Raw genomic sequence first — 24141 nt, forward strand, 5'->3', positions numbered from 1 at the left:
ACAATACGATATGGAATATTATGCAAAGTCAAATGACACCAAGAAGGAAGTTAAAAATGTAAATGACATCAGAAACATATTGATTTATCTTTTGGGCAGCCAGATGGATAAATTGAATGAAAATGAGTCGAAGATGATCATTTCTTACTTGGATTCTTTGAAACAGCAAACTGTTCAGGAGCAAAAAACTTTAAGAGAACATGAGAAGGATATTGTTAACTGTGCAGGAAAATTCTTTGAGATTTTTGATATGTATTTTACAGAAAAGGAAAAGAATCTGGTTTTAGAGGCATGCCGAGTGCATGACCTTGGAAAAGCTAATTATATTTTCCAGACAATTGTCAATCCTCAACTTACAAGGATGGCTGAAAGGCAGATACCACATGGTTTTCTTAGTGCACTTAGTTTATCAGAGAAACAGGTTAAGCAGGAAATACCAGAATGTACAGGCGATGACTTTTCTGTGTTATTGACAGCAGTCTATTATCATCATGATCGGAAGGATAGTTTTTCTGATAAGGATTTTTATGACTATTACGATAAATGGTATAAAAAATATTTGCAGGAATATTTGGGAAAGGAAGATGTGAAATTTTCTGCCGCAAATCGTAATCAACTGTTGTATTCGAATAATCCTACAATGAAATTGAGAAGTGTAGATGAGCAAACATGGTGTGAATATATGTTGATAAAGGGCTTGTTGAATAAGTTTGACTGGACGGTAAGTGCAGGATATGAAGAAGCAGAATTACACAGTGACATTGCTGAGAAAAAATTATGCAGCACGATTCGCGATTACTTTTCAAATTCATTGCGTGAGTTGCAGGTTTTTATGCAGGAACATAGTGATGATAATGTTGTAGTTATAGCACCTACTGGATCAGGAAAAACAGAGGCAGCTTTATTATGGGCAAATGGCGAGAAAGGTTTTTATACATTACCGTTAAAAGTTTCTTCTAATGCCATATATAGCAGAATAAAGGACAGGTATATGTATAAGGATGTAGCATTGCTTCATTCTGATAGCCTAAGCAGTTATTTTGATGGAACAGATGGGCAATTTACAGATGGGAATACCAGATATGAGCAGGCAAAATTGTTCTCGTATCCGCTTACTGTCTGCACGGTAGATCAATTATTTAAATTTGTTTATAAAGCCCCGGGCACTGAGATTTTTGCAGCGACACTGAAATATTCAAAATTAATTATAGATGAGATTCAGTCATATTCTCCTAAGATAGTAGCAGCATTAATTTACGGCTTGTCAGAACTAAAACAAATGGAAGGAAAATTCGCAATCATAACAGCAACATTTCCGCCGGTTTTAGAATTTTTTATGCGAAAATATCGGTTGATAAAGGATAGAGATTATATTTTTATAGATTTTTCCGCTACAATGGGAACAGACAGACATAAGATCGCATTATTTCATGAAGAATTTGATTTTGACAGAATTGCGGAAGATGGATACAAGAAAAAAGTTCTCGTTATATGCAATACAGTATCAAAGGCACAGAAGGTATATGAAGAATTATCCCAAAGAACAGATGAGGTATTCCTGCTTCATTCCAGATATATTCGAAAACATCGGGATCAGTTGGAAAAGATGATAATGGATTTTTCCAGTAATGATGAGATGACAGGTATATGGGTAACAACACAGATCGTAGAAGCAAGTCTTGATATTGATTTTGATGTTCTTTATACGGAGATGTGTACGGCTGATAGCTTATTGCAAAGAATGGGACGGTGTAATAGAGCAGGGAAAAAGGATATAACCGATGCAAATGTATTAATTTATGTTAATTATTCAGGATGTATGAAGAATGGAAAAGGAATATATGACAGTGATATATATGATAGATCTGTACAATTATTAGAGGCATATAATGGAAAGCTTTTTTCCGAAAAAGATAAAGTTCAGTATATGAATGAAGTTTATGATGTAGACGCATTAAAGAATACGGCATACTTCCAAATGATAAAAAGAAATCTGGCTAAATTTAAATCGTTGCAGCCGTTAGATTATACATCTAAGAAAGATATCGATGAGGATTTTCGTGGAATAAAAAGTATTACAGTAATTCCAGATAGAATATATCAGGAAAATCAGTATCTGATAGAGGCAATAACGAGTGTTTTAGATACACCATATGTTGACAGTAATATACGAAGGATATTGAAAGCAAAACTGGCAGATATAACTCTTAATCTGAATCTGTATTCGGATCGGAGAAAATTAGATGGTGTGGATTTGAATTGTATAAATGACAGATTAGATATTCACAGGACATGCTTATTATATGATTTTGATGAAATGACAGGACGGGGTATGGGCTTATCGTTAACGAAGTATGATGATGAGTGGAATTTTATATAAGGAGGAATTGTGGAAAATCGAGTTACTGGTGTAATGATTTATTATTATTTTGTGTGTAAAAGAAAATTATGGTATTTCATAAATGAAATAAACATGGAATCCGATAATGAAAATGTTATGTTGGGTAAACTACTTGATGAGAACAGTTACCGGCGTGATGATAAACACATTAATATCGATAATGTAATAAATATTGATTTTATAAAAGAGCATCAGGAATTACATGAGATAAAAAAGAGTAAAGCAATAGAAGAGGCAGGAATCTGGCAGGTAAAATATTATCTATATTATTTGAAACAACGTGGAGTTAAGGGCTTAACGGCAAAGATTGATTATCCTATGATCAAAAAAAATATTGTTGTAGAACTGTCAGAGGATGATGAAGTACAGTTGCAGAAGATAATTGCAGATATAGAAAAGTTAAAAATGCAGGAACAACCACCAGCATTTGAAAAACAAAAAATATGTGGGAAGTGCGCATATCATGATTTGTGTTTTATCTAACATGGAGGGATAATGGGACAAAGTTTTTATATTTACAATAGTGGAGATTTAAAAAGAAAAGATAATACACTTCAATTTATATCTTCAGGTGGAGAAAAAAGAGATATTCCGATTGAACGAATTGATGATATTTATGTCATGTCAGAGATGTCATTTAATACAACATTTTTGAGTTACATTTCTCAATATGGAATCCCGATACATTTCTTCAATTATTATAATTTTTATACAGGTAGCTTTTATCCAAAAGAAAAGCTGCTGGCAGGTCAATTATTGGTAAAACAGGTTGAACATTATACAGATTATGGAAAGAGATTGACCATTGCAAAAAAATTTATAGAAGCGGCTGCCGATAATATTTACCGAAATCTCCGGTATTATAACGGACGAGGCAAGGATGTATCTTTCTATATGTCAGAAATTGATTCGTTGAGAAAAGAATTACCAAAAACATCAACGATCCAAGAGCTAATGGGAATAGAGGGAAATATAAGAAGGCATTATTATGCTACATGGAATGTTATCATTGATCAGGAAATAGAGTTTGATAAAAGAGTTATGCATCCGCCTGATAACATGATTAATTCGTTGATTTCTTTTGTTAATTCGTTGATTTATTCAAAGGTTCTTAGTGAGGTATATCATACACAATTGAATCCTACGATAAGTTATCTCCATGAACCTGGTGTTAGAAGATTTTCTCTATGTCTGGATGTGGCAGAAATTTTCAAACCGTTGATAGGAGATCGACTTCTTTTTTCATTATTAAACCGTAATCAGATAACCGAAAAAAGTTTTACGAAGGAGCTGAATTATTTGCACTTGAATAGGGATGCATCCAGATTGATTGCACAGGAGTTGGAGAAAAAATTACAGCAGACAATTATGCATAAAGATTTAGGTCGCCCCGTTACATATCAGTATCTGATGCGTTTAGAGTTATACAAGCTGATCAAGCATCTGATTGGGGAAAAAGAATATGAAGGATTCAGAATATGGTGGTGAAATATGTATGTAGTATTAGTATATGACATAAATAAAGAAAATAATGGACAAAAACGATGGAATCATATTTTTAAGATTTGTAAAAGGTATTTATCCCATATACAAAATTCTGTTTTTGAGGGAGATATCACAAAAGTACAACTTGTGAAGCTGAAACAGGAGCTGGATGAATATATTGATCATGAATTGGATTCCGTTATTATATTTAAAAGCAGGCAGGAAAAATGGTTGAATAAAGAGTTCTGGGGTAAGGAAGATGACAAAGCCAGTTTCTTTATTTGAAATTGTCGACCATAAATATTGTAAAATCTGCCGCCGGTCGACAATGGGAAAAAATATAGAAAAAAGGAATATACTATTTAAAAATAGAATGTGTAGTCCGATTATTGAAGCAAGGTCGACAAAAAGAGGATGTGAAAGCATTGTAAAATATTGCTTTTTTATAGTGCGGTTTTAATAGATACATGGTGGAATGTGAATGCTGTTACCTCTGGCGCTGTGTTGTAGTTATTCACCGGTTTTAATAGATACATGGTGGAATGTGAATAATTTATTGTTGTGCAGCGTTTATCTTTGTAGTATGTTTTAATAGATACATGGTGGAATGTGAATCCGTTATTGTTTTTCTAATAAATCCGCTTTGATCAGAGTTTTAATAGATACATGGTGGAATGTGAATCAATTATGATTCTAACATTCGTCGAACAAACACACGGTTTTAATAGATACATGGTGGAATGTGAATAATGGCGGATTTGGTACAAGTCACACATCGGATAGTGTTTTAATAGATACATGGTGGAATGTGAATCAATTCTAACCGCTCAGCAGTTATCGGAGATTTTGGTTTTAATAGATACATGGTGGAATGTGAATTTGATGGAACTGACTGGGTATTTAATGAATATCCGCGTTTTAATAGATACATGGTGGAATGTGAATGCGCAAAGGCAAGCCCCCAGCACTGTTTCAAGTCAAGTTTTAATAGATACATGGTGGAATGTGAATTTTCAAAACCGGTCAGATACTATACGTTTGATGTCGTTTTAATAGATACATGGTGGAATGTGAATACACGCGAACAGGTTCGGAAAGTGAATCGGCGACCGGTTTTAATAGATACATGGTGGAATGTGAATTGAATTTTTAACGCGGCGGGATAAAGTTTAAACTCGTTTTAATAGATACATGGTGGAATGTGAATAATATGATTCAATTAGATCCGGAACAGCCGATGGTGTTTTAATAGATACATGGTGGAATGTGAATTACAAAGAAAGTAAACTATGAGATTACACAGACATTGTTTTAATAGATACATGGTGGAATGTGAATGTATTGTGATAATGATGTTATGTATATACAAGATTGGGTTTTAATAGATACATGGTGGAATGTGAATAAAATACTAGCAATAAAATCACATAAAATTCTGACCTGTTTTAATAGATACATGGTGGAATGTGAATTAAGGATTTTTAAATGTGAAAAATAAGCCTACAGCGTTTTAATAGATACATGGTGGAATGTGAATTTCAAGTAAAGGGGGAAACATGGATAACAAATATTTGTTTTAATAGATACATGGTGGAATGTGAATTTCTGAATCATTGATAAGTTGATCCAAGCCATACCCCGTTTTAATAGATACATGGTGGAATGTGAATCACTCTTATTCTCACCGACACGATGCAGAAATTAGCGTTTTAATAGATACATGGTGGAATGTGAATAACAAAATTATCTAACACAAAATCACCGAATTTTAGTTTTAATAGATACATGGTGGAATGTGAATAAGGCTACAGATATAGCCGCATTCCTGAAGCTGTTCAGTTTTAATAGATACATGGTGGAATGTGAATCTTTCAGTAAATCAGTTACCAGTTCCCAGCTTTCCAGTTTTAATAGATACATGGTGGAATGTGAATGTTTCCAGTTATTCAACTAAAGCGGAACGGAGCGAAACGTTTTAATAGATACATGGTGGAATGTGAATTTGTGCACCTCCTATTATTTAGCGTTTGTTGACAATAGTTTTAATAGATACATGGTGGAATGTGAATTTAAAAGACAGCGGATTCAAAACCTTAAATGAATTGGTTTTAATAGATACATGGTGGAATGTGAATTCAAATAATCTCCGGCTTCTTCGTCGGTTGTAATTCGTTTTAATAGATACATGGTGGAATGTGAATTTACAATGAATTGACAGTACTTGCAAAGACAGTAATTGTTTTAATAGATACATGGTGGAATGTGAATTATGACCGATTAGTGTGTAGAAAAGAAGCGTTTGAGTTTTAATAGATACATGGTGGAATGTGAATACCAGCGTTATCCCTGACGTTATCAATGCAACGATTGTTTTAATAGATACATGGTGGAATGTGAATTTTGTGACGTCTCGTCAGCTTATGAATGTAGAACAGCCGTTTTAATAGATACATGGTGGAATGTGAATTTTTAATTATATTTATCTATATTTTCTTTCATCCCGTTTTAATAGATACATGGTGGAATGTGAATAACATTGCAAGCATTACATCTATGCACTCATTTTTGTTTTAATAGATACATGGTGGAATGTGAATCAAGATTATGAAATTTCTGTCGCCGGTGATCTCTTTGTTTTAATAGATACATGGTGGAATGTGAATAAGGCATTGATCGGACAGACGGCAAGTGAGTTTATGGTTTTAATAGATACATGGTGGAATGTGAATGTGAATTTAAAATTGACTTGTCAGGTAGAAAACTTGTTTTAATAGATACATGGTGGAATGTGAATAAGATATATATACATGTCATACATCTATCCATATGGTTTTAATAGATACATGGTGGAATGTGAATTGCTGCATTATATGTTCGATTCAATTCAAAGTGTCGGGTTTTAATAGATACATGGTGGAATGTGAATATGCGCTTGCGAATACCGGACAGGTGGAAAGCACTGGTTTTAATAGATACATGGTGGAATGTGAATTTCGTTTATTTATCTATGATTATATCGAATAAAAAGTTTTAATAGATACATGGTGGAATGTGAATGCATTCGTACTTCTGTAACTGTCGTCTGTCTTGCAGTTTTAATAGATACATGGTGGAATGTGAATATTACACACAGTTCGCACAGATACCTTGTATCTGGTTTTAATAGATACATGGTGGAATGTGAATTAGATAATGCTTTTACATACCGCCGGGATACACTTAAGTTTTAATAGATACATGGTGGAATGTGAATACGTTGCTCCTTTTTAGTGGATCGGCGTTGGTGTGGTTTTAATAGATACATGGTGGAATGTGAATATGTGTTTCTGGCAACCGTAAAGCTTTTTCCGATGGGTTTTAATAGATACATGGTGGAATGTGAATACAAATTATTGGCACGCGAAGACGTGAAAGAGTACAGTTTTAATAGATACATGGTGGAATGTGAATGCCGAATGGAAGGTTCTTGAAGTATTCTGCTTCGGGTTTTAATAGATACATGGTGGAATGTGAATGAACATGGGTATACAGAACCGATGAAAACGGTGAGCGTTTTAATAGATACATGGTGGAATGTGAATGTTGAAGATACTATAAACGGTTGTAACGATCTTATAGTTTTAATAGATACATGGTGGAATGTGAATTATCTTTATTTCTGTATATTTCAGATAGCTTTTCCCGTTTTAATAGATACATGGTGGAATGTGAATTTTTCGATATTATTAAGTGCACTCTTACTTATACCGTTTTAATAGATACATGGTGGAATGTGAATTTTTTCTGTAAACGAATTTATGGGCGGTAACGAATCTGGTTTTAATAGATACATGGTGGAATGTGAATTTATAACGTAGCTGTAAATACAATAACAATTATCAGTTTTAATAGATACATAGTGTGGAATGATAACAAAGAAAATATAATTAACATAAAAGGGGAAAAAATAAAATGAAACAAGGAGAACAGGAAGCGAAGGAGATTTTACAATTAAAAGGCTATATATTTGACAATCAATATTATGATGATAATTCAAGTAAGAGTATGCCTGATCTAAAATTTCAAGGAGGGAATTATTTAGAAGTAACACATACGCAACATAATAATAAAATAGCAAAATCTCCAACACAATTTGATAGATTATCTATTAGAGAGAAAACGGAGAAATTACAGGAAATAAGTGAAGCGCAAATGCGTTTTATTGCATTGGATTATGAAAGAAATATCGATGGTTCATTTACAGAAGAAGGAAAATGTCAATTCGATAAAGATAAACGACTTCTTGCGAAAAGTTTTAATTACAAAGATGGGCAGCCCTCAGAATTTAAATCGGATATACCAGTGATAGAAGCTGATATAGATAATATTATTGCGGGAATAAAGAAAAAGGAAAAATTACATCCTAAAGGGGATACGGACTTGTTTATATTTGTTTTAGATGATGAATTTGATTGTATGGAACATCTGTTAAAAACAAAAGAAAGAAACGGTGTTACGGATTATTTTCTTAGGGTTATAGAGAAATCACCATTTGAAAAGGTGTTTATATGTGAATGGGATTTTGAGAAGCAGTGCTATATAAAGGAGAATCCCAGACTGATTTGCTATACAACCATAAAAGAACAAGAAGTAAGCTATATAGATATATGCAGTTATAAATTATATGAGAATTTAATAAGACCATATAGATACAAATATAAATGTAACATTGAGACCGAAAAGTGGCACATGTACATCCTCCCCCCCACCACAGCCTTACTTACCACATCCCCTATATGCGATTCAGCTTCTGTGGTGGGGAGAGCTTTGTTCTGGTTCCTTTTTATTACATGCTAGAATGTCTTCTGCAGAAATTCTGCATGCGATTTATAGTAGCGATAGTATTCGGTACCCTTTTCCTGACCATACTTGGTCACGAAGAGGTTGTGAATTTCCCGAAGGTTTGCTTTATGCGGGTATAGTTTTTTATAGAAATCATCAATGAGAGCAATACCGGCATTAGAGTAAACAATCGATAAGAATTTTCGGTATTTTGTTTTCTTTTGCCAGTTGACCTTTGGTATCTCGTAGGATGAACTTTTTACTATACCATAAATATAACTTCCTTTTTCCTGACCGTAGATTGATATAAGTATGTTGTGGATGGCGGATAGATTACTTTTCCCGACACAGGAAAGTAATGTATCGACCTGTTCCTTATCATACAGCGGCGTAGATACAGCTTCTGGAATAGCAGCCTGTTTATCAATCTTAGCAGAAACAGCAATTTTGACAGGATTCGCAGCGGGAGTGGCTTCTACGATCACGTCCGGCTTTAGATTTTCTGCCTTTATTACTGAATCATCAATACTTTCCGGTACTGCAGCAAAAGCTGGAATTGCAGGAAGAAGTGGCTTTTGCACAGATAGTTCATTTGCCAGTGTGTGGAAAATGGAGGGAGCCTTGCGACATACATGGTATCCGCGTTCCGTCCAGAAATGTACCACGCTGTCAAAACCTTTATCTTTTGAAACAATGATGAGGTTGTCGTCCGGATTTTTAACTGTATACGAACCAAGGTAGGTTACAAGTTGAAAATCTAAGGCATTATCAGTTCCGTTTTCACAGAGGATGAACTCAGGTTCAAAAGGGGACTGTTTCAATGCGACAACATTTGCATAGGACATGTTAGGAGATTTATCGGTGTAGAATACAAGGATACAGTCATCGTCATTCAGATAATCAAATAGTTGTATCCAGGAATCACCGACATTCTCACTATCTACAAAAAATATATTTCTCATGATCACCTCGTTTAACCAGAACGAAATAAGTATAGCATATAATTTTATCGAACTGAACAAGAAAATATCAACATAAATGTCGGCAAAAAAACACCTCCACTCCATAGTAGTTTCATATGCAATACATTTCAGAAATTCTGTCTTGTATCATATAACCACCATGGAGCAGAGGTACTTTATATTATGCGGTTATTTAATGGATCGCTTCTGAATTCATAACAGTCTTAGCTGTACCGGCATAAGGGTAAGCCCAGAGGAAGCTGCTTATTCCTCCATAAGTAACATCCATATTCAGTTCATAGGACTCTACATTTTTGAGATTCTTAATCTTTACATCTTGTGTAGCCCGAACCTTGAGCCGGAGTGTTTCGTTTGCCTTAAGGGTCAGACTCTGGTTGCTTTTGTATTTCTTCCATGTGCCATCACCCTTGCGATAGGAAATGATATCAACACCTGTTTCAATGGTCGAACCATCGTCCAACTCAATCGTCAGTACAGCATTGTCATATAATTTTAATGTGTCATTATAGGCTTTGCTGGTAATCTTATATACTGTTTCGTTATCAGCACATTTTACACTGTTGTCAAATTTGAACGTATATTTACCACTTCGGTTTGTTGCAGATATCTGTTCGTAGTCCGTAAAAGCACTGTAATATTTCTTCTTGCCGACCTTAAGATAAGTTCTGACCTTGTAGCGATATGTCTTACCCGCTTTTACGGTTTTGTCTTTATAGCTCAGGCTGGTTACACTTTTTTTGGTTGTTGCGATTTTTTTGTAACCTGAGATTCCCATTTCTTTCCGGTAGATTTCATATCCGGTTGGAAGTACGCCACCTGAACTGTATAATTTCAGCGTGATCGACTTTGGGCTTCTTGGGGCTTCTGCAAACTGGTATTCGTCAAATGAACATGTCAGTCCGGTATAGGCAGATTCCGGAACTCCGGTTTTAATTACACATTTTTTATTCTTATAGCCACGAACCATGTAGCTGTAAGTTTTCTCTGTTTTTAATTTCTTGTCGGTGTAACTTTTTTTCTTGCCGGATATGGTTGCTACCACCTTATATTTGCCGACATTTCCGTTTTTGTTTTCTGTGGCACGATAGATTTTATACTGAGTAACTCCTTTTTGTGCTTTCCATGTTATTTTTACCGAGGTCATCGATGTAGCGGTTGCCTTTATTTCAAGATAGCCACTGGCTTTTGCTGCCGGCATGCTTGTAAACATGAGCTCCCCGATCATAACAAACATGAGTATGAGACTGATAATCTTTTTGTTCATAACCTTCAACTCCTTTCTTTGTCCGATATACACAGTTTATATTTGATTTATTTTTATGTTCAGCCTGTGACTGGTGGACTATATCTTGTAATATGACATACACGAGGCTTTCGTAATGAGATGCATATTGTCAGTAAATACGGGTGCCTGTTTGAGCCGAAGGCGAGTTGGCACAGGAGTATTTACGAAAAAGACATATGCATCGAATAGAAAATGAAGTGTGTCATTTACAAGATGTAGTCCACCGGTTAAAGGCTGAATATAAAAGATAAACTTTATACCTGTATACACGGTCTCCATAACCCTAAATTCCGACACATCATTCGCTTGATGTGCTTATATAAATTATACCATATACATATGCTGTTTCGGTACTGAAAGATTATCGTCAAAATGACGAAAAACCTAAGGGATTATACGTAATGCGGATGCATTAAACATGCCGCATATTCCGGCAAGATTCTATGATGAAGCTTGCTGATGAATTGCGGCATGTTGATATAAAAATAGAATTGTTAAAGATATAAAAATTCATTCAGAGAGAGTTGCTGTTTGATAAAACGACTTACCCTTCAATCCCTTTCATAGTGAGCTGGATTCGTTTCTTTGCAAGATCCACGCCCATAACCTTAACTGTTACGATATCACCGACACTTACAACATCCAATGGGTGCTTGATGAATTTATCCGACATCTGAGAGATATGAACCAGACCGTCCTGATGAACACCGATATCTACAAATGCACCGAAGTCGATTACATTACGGACTGTGCCCTTTAAGATCATGCCTTCCTTTAAGTCCTTCATTTCAAGGATGTCCCCACGCAGGATCGGCTGTGGCATTTCACTTCGAGGATCTCTTGCAGGTTTTTCCAGCTCTTTTACAAGGTCGGTAACTGTTACGGTTCCGACGCCCAGTTCTTTTGCGAGTGCTTTGATATCGCCTGCGGCTTTTGTGATACCCTTTAACTGACCGGATGCAAGATCATCCATGGAATATCCGAGATGCCGGATCAGTGTTTCGGCAATCTCGTAGCTTTCCGGATGGACAGAGGTAGCATCAAGCGGATTTGTACCACCTGAGATCCTCATAAATCCGGCACACTGTTCAAAGGCTTTCGGACCAAGCTTTGCAACCTTTAACAGTTCTTTTCTATTTGTAAAGCGACCGTTTGCTTCACGGTATTCTATGATATTCTTTGCCAGTGTTTTTGTAATACCCGAGATATGCTCCATCAGAGGGGCAGAAGCTGTGTTTAAATCAACGCCGACCTGGTTTACAGAATCTTCGACAACAGCGTCTAACGCTTCTGTCAGCTTCTTCTGGTTCATATCGTGCTGGTACTGACCGACACCGATCGCTTTCGGATCGATCTTGACCAGCTCGGCAAGCGGATCCTGAAGTCTTCTTGCGATTGAAGCGGCGCTACGCTGACCGACATCAAAGCTTGGAAATTCTTCTGTTGCAAGCTTGCTTGCCGAGTAGACGGATGCTCCGGCTTCATTTACGATTACATACTGAACCTTTGTATCCAGCTCATGGATAAGATCGGCAATGATCGCCTCGGACTCACGGGAAGCGGTTCCGTTCCCGACAGAGATCAGTGAGATGTTATATTTTTTGATCAGATCCTTTAAGATCTTCTTTGATTCTTCCACCTTATTCTGAGGAGCAGTCGGGTAGATGACTTTCGTAGTGAGTACCTTTCCCGTTGCATCAACGACTGCCAGCTTACATCCGGTACGGAATGCAGGATCCCAGCCAAGTACGACATGGCCGTTGATCGGTGGCTGCATTAAGAGCTGTTTTAAATTACTGCCGAATACTTTGATCGCACCATCTTCGGCAGCTTCGGTCAGACTGCTTCGGATATCACGTTCAATGGATGGAGCGATCAGACGTTCGTAGCTGTCGGCAATCGCGTCTTTTAAGATGTCATTTGTATTCGGATTATCCCGTACAACCACTTCACGGATCAGATAACCGATGATCTCGTCGACCGGTGCGTCGATCTTAACGGAGAGAAATTTTTCCTTTTCACCACGATTAATGGCGAGTGTACGATATCCGGTCATCTTGCGGACGGGAGTGCTGAAATCATAATACATTTCATATACGGATTCTGCTTCCGGATCTTTTGCGGTAGTTATAAGAACTCCCTTATCCATTGTTCGGTTTCGTATCTCGGTTCGATATTCTGCATTATCCGAAATGGATTCTGCGATAATGTCCATAGCTCCTGCAATTGCTTCTTCAGGGGAGTGAACTTCTTTTTCTTCTGATACATAGGCGAGGGCTTCTTCCGTGATCGGCTTATTTGTCATTTGCAGGGAGATGATATTTGCAAGCCCTGTAAGTCCCTTGCTCTGTGCGATCGTGGCACGAGTTTTTCTCTTTGGCTTATATGGGCGGTACAGATCCTCGACAGCTACCAGAGTTTCGGCAGCCAGAATGGACTGCTTCAGTTCGTCGGTCAGCATGCCTTGTTCTTCAATCGTAGCAATGACCTTTTCTTTTCGTTCTTCCAGTCCTCTGAGATAAGTAAGACGTTCATCCAGAGTACGAAGCTGCTCATCGTTTAAAGAACCGGTAGCTTCTTTTCTGTATCGTGCAATAAAAGGGATAGTGTTTCCCTCATCTATCAGTTTAACGGCAGCGGCTACCTGCTCCTGCCGGCACATAAGTTCCTGACTGATCTTCAAAATAATATCCATAATCGTGAAACCTCTTTCTTAATTTGTATCATTCACCGTAACAGGCAATGCCATGTATATAATGTGTGTTCTGATGCGAATCTGGTGATACGAGAACAACCGAATATAGTGCAATGACATATATTGTGCGTTCGAGTCCGCTTGCTGCAACCTGTACAGACAGGTTGGAACATTGTATAGTTGCATATTACGGTAAAGCAGAATCTAGTATATGCGAAATTTTGGTAGGATTCAAGCATGGAGACAGACAAATTATGGAAAAGTACAAAACAGAAAAACGCAGCAGATGTAAAAATGAAGTATCTATAAAATGACAGATTCGCTGGAAAGATATGTGCGGCTGTGTTATACTGAAACAGACACAAGGTGCGGGTGTACATGTCCGGTTATATCTAAAAAATGCCCCGAGGGTATGGAATGGAGCAGAACATGCAGGGTTTTACAAATACAGCAGACAGAGATGAAACAGTTTCTTATATAGAAGATGGCAGTTGTCAGGCAGATCGTGTTGAGACTGCGATGGCATTTGCGAAGCGATGTCATCAGGGACAGACGCGCCTTGGCAGAGATGGCAAAGTGCCGTATTATGATGAACATATTCTTGGCGTTTATCATATATTAAGAGACGAATGTCATGTAGAGGATGAAACTGTACTTGTAGCTGCATTACTGCATGATACGGTAGAAGATACGGACTGTACATTTGAAGATATTGAACAGATCTTTGGTACGGATATCAGGGATCATGTATATTTATTAAGTAAACTCGAAGGAGAGACCTTCTCCGACTATTCAAAACGTCTATTTGACCACGCTCCGGCACAGGTGGTCATGATCAAGCTTGCAGACAGACTGCATAATCTAAGAACTATCCTTTTTGTATCCAATCGCAAATGGATCCAGAGAAAAGTAAATCAGACTTATACCGATATCCTTGACCGGTTAGAGCAGGTAAAAGACAATCTCGGAGAGGACTATGCTACCGAGATATCTATGTTAAAAGATAAAATTATCGAACAGCTTGCTGTTGTTCAGGCAGAACTGGATAAGAAGCGGGAGACAATTCAATAATACCGATTTTTCCGTCCGTCGGACTTTCGAAATCGTACAGCTATTCGCACTCCGGGCTATTCGACCTTCTTACTCATATCTGTTTATCTGCCAAATAAATAAGCAACGTTGTCTTTATACAGACACGTTGCTTATTTGCTTGGCAGATTTATTGTCATATGTTTTCAATCTGCCAGTCGATCGGTTCAACACCGTGCTCGATCAGGAAGTCGTTTGTTTTGCTGAAGGGCTTGCTTCCCCAGAATCCACGATAGACCGATAACGGACTTGGATGCGGAGCCTTTAAGATCAGATGGTTCGGATTGTTTAACATCGAAGCTTTTCTTTGCGCATACGAGCCCCACAAGATGAATACGATCGGGCGATCCTGACGGTTTAAGATCTCCATGCAGGCGTCTGTAAATTGTTCCCAGCCATGTCCTTGATGAGAATTCGCCTGATGTGCCCGTACGGTCAGAACAGCATTTAACATAAGGACACCCTGCTCCGCCCATTTAACGAGATAACCATTATTTGGAATATAGCAGCCAAGGTCATCGTGAAGCTCCTGATAAATATTGGCAAGAGAAGGCGGGATATCGACTCCCGGCTTTACACTGAAGCTCAGGCCATGCGCCTGACCTACATTATGGTAGGGATCCTGACCGATAATGACACATTTGACTTTTGACAATGGCGTCAGATGAAATGCATTGAATATATCATCGGCAGGTGGAAAGATTTCTCTTGTGGCATATTCATGTCCGACAAAATTAAACAGTTCTTTATAATATTCTTTTTTATATTCGGGCTTCAGTTCCGGAGCCCAGTCATTTGAAATAGCTGGCATAATTCAGACTCCTTATCTATAGTGTAAAGGATACGTTTTTCATTTCGGGACGACATGGTGCATTTTGAAAATGAAAAGAGCGTCCTATGTGTTCGTTTAAAAACAGTGTAACATAAACAATATTTAATGTAAATTTTAAGGCGTAATTTTACTCTGAAACATTGTCAGGTGAGAGACTTTGTGGTATCATCTTTTCAAATGAAATTTTTGCAGAAGGGGTGCTGAAAATGGAGAAAGCATATAAGACAATGAAAACTTCAGGCGCAATAAATATTGCATTAGGCGTAGTCGTTCTGGTGCTTGGACTTGCATCCGGTATATTGATGATCGCATCGGGCGGTTGTCTCTTGAAGAACAAACGTCATATTGTATGGTAGGAATGACAATCCTTTGCACGCGGGTACAGGAAGAACAGTTACCGCGTGCATATTTTTTCTGCAAAAATGGGGTTGACAGACAGCGAGACACTGTGTTAAAGTCGATACAGATAATACGATGAAGAGGAATAGTAGAATCTATGAAGCATTCAGAGAGTTGTCGGTTGGTGTAAGACAGCAGTGGAACAGATTTGAACTCGCCTCAGAGTAGCCCGCTGAAAGGAAGTAGGATGGGATGGAGCCTGACCATTATAGCAGGAGGATATAAGAGATTCATATCTGTATCTGTAACGAGAGCATACAACATGTATGAAATAGAGTGGTATCGCGTATAACTTACGTCTCTATAGGTGATGAGATGTAGGTTTTTTTATTGCCATATTTTATGTAATATATGAATAGAAGAACAAAAGCCGTTACAGGAGCTTATACAGAAAACAGAAACAGGAGGTTAAACATGAAGAATTTTGAGCATTACAAAAGAGGCTATTATATGCCACCGGAAAAGTCTGTAAAATGGGTAGAAAAAGAGTATATTGATAAGGCACCGATCTGGTGTAGTGTAGATTTAAGAGATGGTAATCAGGCACTGATCGTTCCAATGAATCTGGATGAGAAACTGGAGTTCTTCAAAGAACTTGTACGGATCGGTTTCAAAGAGATCGAGATTGGTTTCCCTGCAGCATCGGAAACAGAATATGAGTTCTGCCGTACCTTGATTGAGAAGAATATGATACCGGATGATGTAACCATTCAGGTGCTGACCCAGGCAAGACCGCATATCATTAAGAAAACATTTGAAGCAATTGACGGCGCAAAGCATGCGATCGTTCACCTGTATAATTCGACATCCTATGCACAGAGAACACAGGTATTTAAGAAATCAAAAGAAGAGATCTTACAGCTTGCGGTTGATGGGGCAAAATTGTTGAACCAGATGGCAGAAGAGCACGGAGTAAATTATCCGTTTGAGTATTCACCGGAGAGCTTTACCGGAACAGAGATTGACTATGCATTGGACGTATGTAATGCAGTTATCAAAGAATGGAAGCCTACTCCGGATCGTAAGGTTATTATTAACCTTCCTGCAACTGTAGAAATGTCACTTCCGCATGTGTATGCAAGCCAGATTGAGTACATGAGTGAACATTTGATTGACAGAGAAAATGTTATCCTGTCCTTACATCCGCATAATGACCGTGGATGTGGCGTAGCAGATGCAGAGCTTGGTATTCTTGCAGGTGCAGACAGAATCGAAGGAACTTTATTTGGAAATGGTGAGAGAACCGGTAATGTAGATATCATCACACTTGCGATGAATATGTTCACACATGGAGTAGATCCTGAACTTGATCTGTCTGATATTCCAAAGCTGACAGAATTATATGAACGCGTAACAAATATGCATGTATATGAGCGTTCTCCGTATACGGGAAAATTAGTCTTTGCAGCATTTTCAGGTTCTCATCAGGATGCGATAGCAAAGGGTATGAAGTACAGAAAGGATCAGGGAGATGGTATGTGGACAGTACCATATCTTCCACTGAATCCGGAGGATATCGGAAGAAAATATGATGGAGATGTTATCCGTATCAACAGCCAGTCAGGAAAGGGAGGTATCGGTTATATTCTCCAGTCCAAGTACGGTTTTGACCTTCCACCAAAATTCCGTGAGGATCTTGGTTATACAGTTAAAGATGTATCTGATAAGGCACATAAGGAATTATCCGCTACCGAAGTTTTGGATATTTTCCAGAGTACATATGTCAATATAGAAAATCCTGTTCGGATGTTGGAGTGTCATTTCGTTCAGGGAGATGGAATCTCAACTGAGATCACGATCATGAAATATGGCGAAAAGAAAGTATATCATGGTAAAGGAAATGGTCGTCTGGATGCTGTCAGTAATGCAATTAAGAAGCATTTTGACATTGACTTCAAGATCATCTGCTATGAGGAGCATGCATTACAGGTAGGCTCTAACTCACAGGCAGTCGCTTATGTAGGTCTGGAAGGAAAAGACGGAACAGTTACCTGGGGTGCAGGCATTAAGGATGATATTATTGATGCATCTGTATATGCTTTAATCTCAGCAATCAACAGAACAGGCGTGTTATAATAAATAAAAAGCCATTCAGCCGGTACAATAATAGTATCGGTTGGATGGCTTTTTATTTTAGTGCTTTTGAAAAAATTATGAAGTTTGGCTCAGCTTTTTATAGCAGTAGCCGATGATATCTTTTCGGGTTACGATACCGATGAATTTGTTGTGGTCGTCTACTACAGGAACGAAGTTCTGTGCCATCGCACGGGCGATCAGATCTTCCATATTTGAGTTGATTGATACGGAAGCATATTCGAATTTTTTCGGAATGTCGGACAAACGGATATCTTCGGATTCGGACAGATGGTTCAATCCGTTTTTCTTGCAGAACCAGAGGATATCACCCTCGGTGATTGTTCCGACATATTCGCCGTTACCCGACAGAATCGGGATTGCTGAATATCGATGGATCTCCATCTTTTCAAGAATCTGTCTTAAAGTAAATGTGCTTTCTATAAATGCAACCTCGCTCTTAGGAGTCAGAAAAAATAAAATATTCATAGGTCAGGGAAAATCCTCCTTTATGTAAAATATAACTTTGTATTATTGGTGATCAGCGGCAATGGTTTATTATTCGTGCCTGTATCTATTATAGAAGATGTCGACAGGGTTTGCAATTTACATTCTCTTAATTTTGTTTGAAAAAAGTGTGACAGATTTCAGAAAAAACATAGAAAAAAACTTCGGGTTGTTTAATAAGGTGTTATTTGTTAAAATAAATATAAGTGTAGGCTTTTGTGCGCACATTTACAGACAGGAGGAAAGCTATGGCTGCGGATAACGTATATGATGAAGACCAGGAATACCTGATCGAAGCGCGTGATACAATCTCCGAATTAGAAGATTTAAAAGATAAGCTGGAGGAGATCAAGCTGCTCCAGAAGAAGAATAAACGGGCTATCGTCCGGGAAGAACGGGCAACCGGTGATGAGATCAGTGCCACATTAAAAAAAAGAAAAGAACAGATCGCTGCAAGCTATGACAGACAGATCGATGTAAATAATTCTAAGATCCGTCAGGTGCAGACGAAGAAGGATAAAAAGAAAAGCCAGAGAATGGAAGATCGGATCAATAAGGAGACGGCAGATATCCGGGAGGAGAATCGTCAGCTGAATGCGGCTATCAAGACTTTATTCAAAAAGAATCATGTTCCGGCCTTTTGTAATACGAAGATGTATTATTGCCTGTTTTCCCCCAAAGGCATGAGTGAATTTCTTGAGTTGCTTGTAATCCTTTTGGTTGCATGCGGAGGAATTCCGGCGGCAGTGATTGCGATTTTAATGAATACAAAGTTCAAGACAGGAAACCATACTGCAATGTGCGTGCTGATTGCAGCACTGATCATAATTACTGAGTTTATTATTTATTTCATTGTATTTAACCTGACAAAGGTGAAACATAGAGATTTGATCCGGGAGGGAAGAAGAACCCGCGATAAGATCATAGCCAATGAGAAGGCTGTAAAAGCAATCAAGAATTCAATTGCAAAGGATAAGGATGAGAGCATTTACAGACTGGGTAAATATGATAAAAAGATTCAGGAGTTAGAAGATGCGGGTGGAGTGATCAGTGATGAAAAACTGGATGCGCTTCGTACCTTCGAGAAAGAAACCAAACAATTGATTACGGATGAGATCACCGGACGCAGAAAAGAGAAAATGGATCGATTGAAATCCGAACGTGATACACTGGAAAATGATTTCGGTGATACGCAGAAGAAGATATCCGAATATGAGCTTATGATCACGAACAAATATGAAACATATCTCGGAAAGGACTTTTGTACAGAAGAAAAATTATCTGATCTGATCTCAATCATGGAAGAAGGATCAGCAAGTACAGTAGCTGAGGCTATCAAAGTTTATAAAGGAGATGACAGATGATGATCGGCATAGACGAGTGCTCTTCCAATGTATTCGGCCATCTGTTTAACTGTATATAATCGGGTATTCTGGAGTAGACTTGCTCCGGCATTCCCGGAGAGATTAACGATTCCGGTAATAGACATATCGCCTATTGCCGGAAGTTTTTTGTTTACACCTTTTCCCGGAAACAGGTGGGAGTTCGTGATCGTAACCATTCCCATATCTTTGGACATGCCAAGAGATGCATCTACGGCGATTACAAAAGGATCGTCAAAATCTTCGTAGATATGGTCGATCGTATCACGGATATTAAGTGCATGAACCGGATATTCCAGTGTTCCCGCAACCTGATAGGCGGTATCGTGCGCAAGGATGTAGTCGCCGACCAGAGGACCGAGTGCATCTCCGGTAGCGCGGTCTGTTCCGATGCAGATTACGATTATATCCTTGCCATAACCTTCCATATCATGGATTAATTCTACGATCCGGTTACCTAGCTCGTGACAGGTATGGCTTCGGGCCGGATTGAAGTATTCGGTTTTCCGTTTTTTTACTTTCTTACTGATATTCATAAACACCTTCCCAAAAGTATATCTTACTATAAAGTATTACCCGGATTGATAAAGTTTACACAAAACCGAAAAATAAAATGTCGAAATACTCAAAAAGAAAAAATATAGATTGCCATATATGTTGACAAAATTTGATAAGTACAGACTTTCCCAAATGCTATTATCAGAACAAATCTAAAAAGAGTGCTTTCGGAATGGGCCGGAGCCAATAATAATTATGGGGGAGTGTAATCATGATAGAGATCGTGTATGACAAGACTACAGCGGAGAAAAACGGAAAAAATGAAATACATTACAAAATGCCGAAAAATATCAGACAGATAGGAAATGCTCCGGATAAGAAGAAAATATACATAGAAGATTATGTAATGACATTCCTGCGTAAGATCGCAGAGCCGGGTAATACGACCTCTCGGGGAGCTATCCTGCTTGGAGAGTACTTTAAAGATGGTGATACGGAGACGTTATTTATCAGTGGAGCGGTAGAGGCACAGAATCTGGAATTTGATGTGGATCAGATCAAATTTGATGATCATATTTGGAGCGGGCTTTATGCGGAGATCAACAAATATTTTGAAAATCTGTCAGTTGTCGGATGGTTTCTTTCGCGCATGGGATTTTCCACAGATATCAATGAAAAAATCACAAGACTGCATCTGGAGAATTTCAGGGGAAGGGATAAGGTGTTGTTTGTCATGGATTCCTTAGAATGTGATGATGCTTTTTATGTGTGTGAGAAAAATCACTTGATGCGGCAACGGGGATATTATATATATTATGTTCGAAATGAAGCTATGCAGAATTATATTATCAGCCGCAAAAACATGACGACGGAGGACAAGGATCAGGCGACACTGCGAAAAGATGCAGAGCTTGTAAAGAATTTTCAGACAATGCGAGGCGAATCCCAAAAGAAAGAAAAAAATCAGAAAAGTAAGTCTTATGTAAAATATGCAGTTGCGTCTTTTGCAGCTGTATTTGCATTATCGATGGGAGTTGTTGTATCGGGGAACTATGATAAGATGAAAGATATAGAGTCAACGATACGAAAGATGGAATTGCAAAATGATGATTCAGATGTACAGGTATTTTCAAACAGCAATACGGAACAGACAGTCTATACAAAAGATGTCGGGCAGGAGAATGCCGAAGATGGAAGAGAAGCTGCTTCGACAGTATCTTCTGAAATCGAGACAAAAGATGAAAATACAGAAAAAGACAGTAGTGGAACGAAGAATGAGGAAATGGGGCAGAATACCGTAGAAACCACGAGTGCAGGAACAGAAGAGGTATCTACACAGGAAACAATGTCCAATGAAGCCGTTGAGTATTATACAATTGAAGAAGGAGATACGCTTATGAGTATATCATTAAAAATGTACAAGTCTCCCAATTATGTAGATGCATTGATGAATGCCAACGGAATAAAAGAAGGAGATACTATCTATCCGGGAGAAAAAATAGCTATTCCATCTGTAAACTAAAGATGTTATACTATCCACGAAAGAAAATTCCATAAAGTGACAGAGGTAACATATGGCAAAGGAAATAGAAGAAAAAAAGAACCGCAGAAAGTTTTTCGCACATGTAAAGACAAAACGGACGGCGAAGAGAGAACAGATAGATGATGAGAACAGCAATGTAATAGAGGTAACACCGGGAATTTCCGCAAGGGTAAAAGTCCTTATTGTGATATTGGTGATCTTAATTGCAGCGGTTGTGATTGTATCTGTGAGAAGATATATTAACACAAGAGAATATCAGGGATATAATGTAGTGTCGTCTGTAGAAACGAATGGAGATAATATTGCAGATTACATCATGTTCAGTGATAATGTATTAAAAGTGACCAAAGATGGTGTGGCATATATTGATGCCACCGGAAATACCGTCTGGGACTGTAGCTATGCAATGAAGATGCCTCAAGCTGTTGTAAATGGAGATTATGCGGCTGTGGCCGATATGAACGGACGAGATGTATATGTATTTAATAAATCAGGAAAGGTCAGTAATCAGACACTGAATTATGATATTACAAATATTGATATTGCCTCACAGGGAGTATATGTTGTGATCCTGTCAGGCGAAAATGAGAATTATATCAATGCATATGATAAAGACAGTAAAGAGATCTACGAGATGAAGACATCTATAGAAAATAGTGGTTATCCGCTTGATATTGCCGTATCGGACGATGGGCAGAAGTTATTTACCAGTTATGTAAAGGTGGATGGAACAACAGTACCGGATTATCTTGCGGCATATAATTTTGGCTCGGTAGGACAAAACGAGAATGCTGACCGATTAATGGGTGGTTTTACTTTTGATGATACGATCTTTCCATATGTAGATTTTATAGATAATGACACGATTGCCTGCTTTGGAGATGATAGAATCGTGATCTATTCCATGAATGAAAAACCGAGTGAGAAAGCAGAGATAAGTCTGGATGGCAGAGAGATGTTAGGTGTATTTGCAAATTCCAACTATGTAGGCTATATAGCTGCGAATGCAGATACCACCGCGGGAAGATACCATATATATATATATGATACAAACGGTAAATTGACCGCAGAGGCAGACTATAACAATACATTTTCAAAAATATATGCAACGGAAGATGAATTGATTATTGCGGGAGAATTCGACTGCAGCATTTACTATCTGAATGGTGCAAAGAAATTTTCTACGACATTCCGAAAGAATCTGATCGATATTGTTCCGTCGGGCAATAAATTAGAATATATCGCAATATTTGAAAATGAAACAACGATTATAAAACTTACCATGAAGAATGAGAAGGAAAACAAATGAATTTATTAGTCCTGGGAATAGCGGCATTTATGTTGCTGTTTATGTTACGTGGATACAGGATTGGATTATTTAAGAGTGCTGCCGGTGCAATTGGAATTGTGCTGGCAGTATTCTTAACTGCACTTTTGTATCCGGGTGTTAACAAATTGTTGTGTGAACAGACAGCATTAGATGAAACCATTAAAAATAACATAATAAAAAAATTTGAGCTTCCGCAGGAGACGGAAGAAATCACCAGGAATCAGGAAATTGAACTGATCGATAAACTTGATCTTCCGACAGGAGTCAGAGACTGGCTGATAGAGAATTGTAACGGGGAGCAGTATTTAGAAACAGGTGTAAACAATGTCTGCGGTTATATTGCCGAAACCTTGACTGCCATGGTTATGCGTGGCATTTCGTATGTACTTACATTTTTTATTTTATCTTTGTGTATTCATATTTTAATTACAGTTCTGGATGTGGCAAGTTATATTCCGATCGTAAAAGGAATTAATAAAGCGGGTGGAATTTTATTTGGTGCAGGGCAGGCATTGCTGTTTGTCTGGATATTTATGGGAATTGTAACACTTCTTTCAACATTTAACTGGGCGTTGCAAGTGATGAAAATGATCGATGAAAGTTCACTTTTGGCATGGATATACAAAAAAGACATTTTTTTGAAAATAATAGTTGACATCTTGGAAAAGATTTAGTATAGTATCACTTGCTGGTCGCGAGAACAGCTTGAACAACAAAAAAAGATTGAAAATAATCGAAAAAAGTTGTTGACAAACATTAACGATATGTGTTAATATATCGAAGTTGCTGTTCGAGACGGCAACAAACAACGACAAATG

The 24141-nt window shown here is 37.8% G+C and carries 18 protein-coding genes, 1 CRISPR repeat array and 1 other annotated feature; of the genes, 12 read left to right on the forward strand and 6 right to left on the reverse strand.

Annotated features, from left to right (window positions below; translation table 11 throughout):
- Window positions 1-10: 10 nt before the first annotated feature.
- From CLOL250_RS05295 to CLOL250_RS05315, 5 genes are all read left to right on the forward strand, one after another.
- Window positions 11-2380: a CRISPR-associated helicase/endonuclease Cas3 gene (locus tag CLOL250_RS05295; protein WP_008401180.1), complete on the forward strand. Its 2370-nt coding sequence runs from the start codon at window positions 11-13 to the stop codon at window positions 2378-2380.
- A 33-nt stretch (window positions 2381-2413) separates the two neighbouring features.
- The gene (locus tag CLOL250_RS05300; protein ID WP_008401181.1) at window positions 2414-2884 is read left to right on the forward strand and encodes a CRISPR-associated protein Cas4; all 471 of its coding nucleotides are present in this window, start codon (window positions 2414-2416) and stop codon (window positions 2882-2884) included.
- A gap of 12 nt (window positions 2885-2896) precedes the next feature.
- Entirely contained in the window at window positions 2897-3889 is a 993-nt protein-coding gene (cas1b, locus tag CLOL250_RS05305; protein WP_008401183.1) for a type I-B CRISPR-associated endonuclease Cas1b, read from the forward strand.
- A gap of 3 nt (window positions 3890-3892) precedes the next feature.
- A complete protein-coding gene (gene cas2 / locus CLOL250_RS05310) occupies window positions 3893-4171 on the forward strand; it encodes a CRISPR-associated endonuclease Cas2 (RefSeq protein ID WP_008401184.1) in 279 nt (92 codons plus the stop codon).
- Between the two features lie 168 nt (window positions 4172-4339).
- Window positions 4340-7732: direct repeats of the CRISPR family, unit length 30 nt; unit sequence GTTTTAATAGATACATGGTGGAATGTGAAT.
- Window positions 7733-7837: 105 nt separating this feature from the next.
- Window positions 7838-8722, forward strand: a complete 885-nt coding sequence (locus tag CLOL250_RS05315) for a hypothetical protein (protein ID WP_008401197.1) — start codon at window positions 7838-7840, stop codon at window positions 8720-8722.
- Here CLOL250_RS05315 and CLOL250_RS05320 read toward each other — a convergent pair.
- The 3 genes from CLOL250_RS05320 to CLOL250_RS05330 form a co-directional block, all read right to left on the reverse strand.
- A complete protein-coding gene (locus tag CLOL250_RS05320; protein ID WP_161117226.1) occupies window positions 8719-9669 on the reverse strand; it encodes a PIN domain-containing protein in 951 nt (316 codons plus the stop codon). The genes CLOL250_RS05315 and CLOL250_RS05320 overlap by 4 nt on opposite strands.
- A gap of 193 nt (window positions 9670-9862) precedes the next feature.
- The gene (locus CLOL250_RS05325; RefSeq protein WP_044945177.1) at window positions 9863-10954 is read right to left on the reverse strand and encodes a fibronectin type III domain-containing protein; all 1092 of its coding nucleotides are present in this window, start codon (window positions 10952-10954) and stop codon (window positions 9863-9865) included.
- A gap of 565 nt (window positions 10955-11519) precedes the next feature.
- Window positions 11520-13670 (reverse strand): Tex family protein, encoded by a 2151-nt coding sequence (locus tag CLOL250_RS05330; RefSeq protein ID WP_008401201.1) that lies wholly within the window; start codon window positions 13668-13670, stop codon window positions 11520-11522.
- A gap of 417 nt (window positions 13671-14087) precedes the next feature.
- Here CLOL250_RS05330 and CLOL250_RS05335 point away from each other — a divergent pair, with 417 nt between their 5' ends.
- A complete protein-coding gene (locus CLOL250_RS05335; RefSeq protein ID WP_274922243.1) occupies window positions 14088-14741 on the forward strand; it encodes an HD domain-containing protein in 654 nt (217 codons plus the stop codon).
- 154 nt (window positions 14742-14895) lie between these two features.
- On the opposite strand, the gene CLOL250_RS05340 is transcribed toward CLOL250_RS05335, so the two are convergent.
- The gene (locus CLOL250_RS05340) at window positions 14896-15570 is read right to left on the reverse strand and encodes a uracil-DNA glycosylase (protein ID WP_008401204.1); all 675 of its coding nucleotides are present in this window, start codon (window positions 15568-15570) and stop codon (window positions 14896-14898) included.
- A 227-nt stretch (window positions 15571-15797) separates the two neighbouring features.
- Between CLOL250_RS05340 and CLOL250_RS14130 the strand changes: the two genes are divergently transcribed.
- Both CLOL250_RS14130 and CLOL250_RS05350 read left to right on the forward strand, forming a co-directional pair.
- Complete coding sequence (locus tag CLOL250_RS14130) at window positions 15798-15947, forward strand: hypothetical protein (protein ID WP_021943377.1); 150 nt, start codon at window positions 15798-15800, stop codon at window positions 15945-15947.
- Window positions 15948-16056: 109 nt separating this feature from the next.
- Window positions 16057-16296 (forward strand) — a binding site (T-box leader).
- Between the two features lie 108 nt (window positions 16297-16404).
- Window positions 16405-18066: a 2-isopropylmalate synthase gene (locus CLOL250_RS05350; protein ID WP_044945179.1), complete on the forward strand. Its 1662-nt coding sequence runs from the start codon at window positions 16405-16407 to the stop codon at window positions 18064-18066.
- A 75-nt stretch (window positions 18067-18141) separates the two neighbouring features.
- On the opposite strand, the gene CLOL250_RS05355 is transcribed toward CLOL250_RS05350, so the two are convergent.
- Window positions 18142-18552: a CBS domain-containing protein gene (locus tag CLOL250_RS05355; RefSeq protein ID WP_008401207.1), complete on the reverse strand. Its 411-nt coding sequence runs from the start codon at window positions 18550-18552 to the stop codon at window positions 18142-18144.
- Between the two features lie 266 nt (window positions 18553-18818).
- On the opposite strand from CLOL250_RS05355, the gene CLOL250_RS05360 reads away from it, so the two are divergent.
- Window positions 18819-19934 carry a hypothetical protein gene (locus CLOL250_RS05360; protein ID WP_008401210.1) on the forward strand — a complete coding sequence of 372 codons (1116 nt, stop codon included), beginning with the start codon at window positions 18819-18821 and terminating at the stop codon, window positions 19932-19934.
- Here the strand turns inward: CLOL250_RS05360 and yyaC are convergent.
- The gene (yyaC, locus tag CLOL250_RS05365) at window positions 19913-20488 is read right to left on the reverse strand and encodes a spore protease YyaC (RefSeq protein ID WP_008401212.1); all 576 of its coding nucleotides are present in this window, start codon (window positions 20486-20488) and stop codon (window positions 19913-19915) included. The genes CLOL250_RS05360 and yyaC overlap by 22 nt on opposite strands.
- Window positions 20489-20721: 233 nt before the next feature.
- On the opposite strand from yyaC, the gene CLOL250_RS05370 reads away from it, so the two are divergent.
- Genes CLOL250_RS05370 through CLOL250_RS05380 form a run of 3 tightly spaced genes read left to right on the forward strand, consistent with a single transcriptional unit; the run spans window position 20722 to window position 23997 of the window.
- The gene (locus CLOL250_RS05370; protein WP_008401213.1) at window positions 20722-21972 is read left to right on the forward strand and encodes a LysM peptidoglycan-binding domain-containing protein; all 1251 of its coding nucleotides are present in this window, start codon (window positions 20722-20724) and stop codon (window positions 21970-21972) included.
- Window positions 21973-22024: 52 nt separating this feature from the next.
- Window positions 22025-23302: a DUF5711 family protein gene (locus CLOL250_RS05375; protein ID WP_008401214.1), complete on the forward strand. Its 1278-nt coding sequence runs from the start codon at window positions 22025-22027 to the stop codon at window positions 23300-23302.
- The gene (locus tag CLOL250_RS05380) at window positions 23299-23997 is read left to right on the forward strand and encodes a CvpA family protein (protein ID WP_008401215.1); all 699 of its coding nucleotides are present in this window, start codon (window positions 23299-23301) and stop codon (window positions 23995-23997) included. The genes CLOL250_RS05375 and CLOL250_RS05380 overlap by 4 nt, the downstream gene beginning before the upstream one ends.
- Window positions 23998-24141 lie beyond the last annotated feature (144 nt).

Origin of the sequence: Clostridium sp. L2-50 (genome assembly GCF_000154245.1) — a bacterium.
Lineage (GTDB): Bacteria > Bacillota > Clostridia > Lachnospirales > Lachnospiraceae > Coprococcus.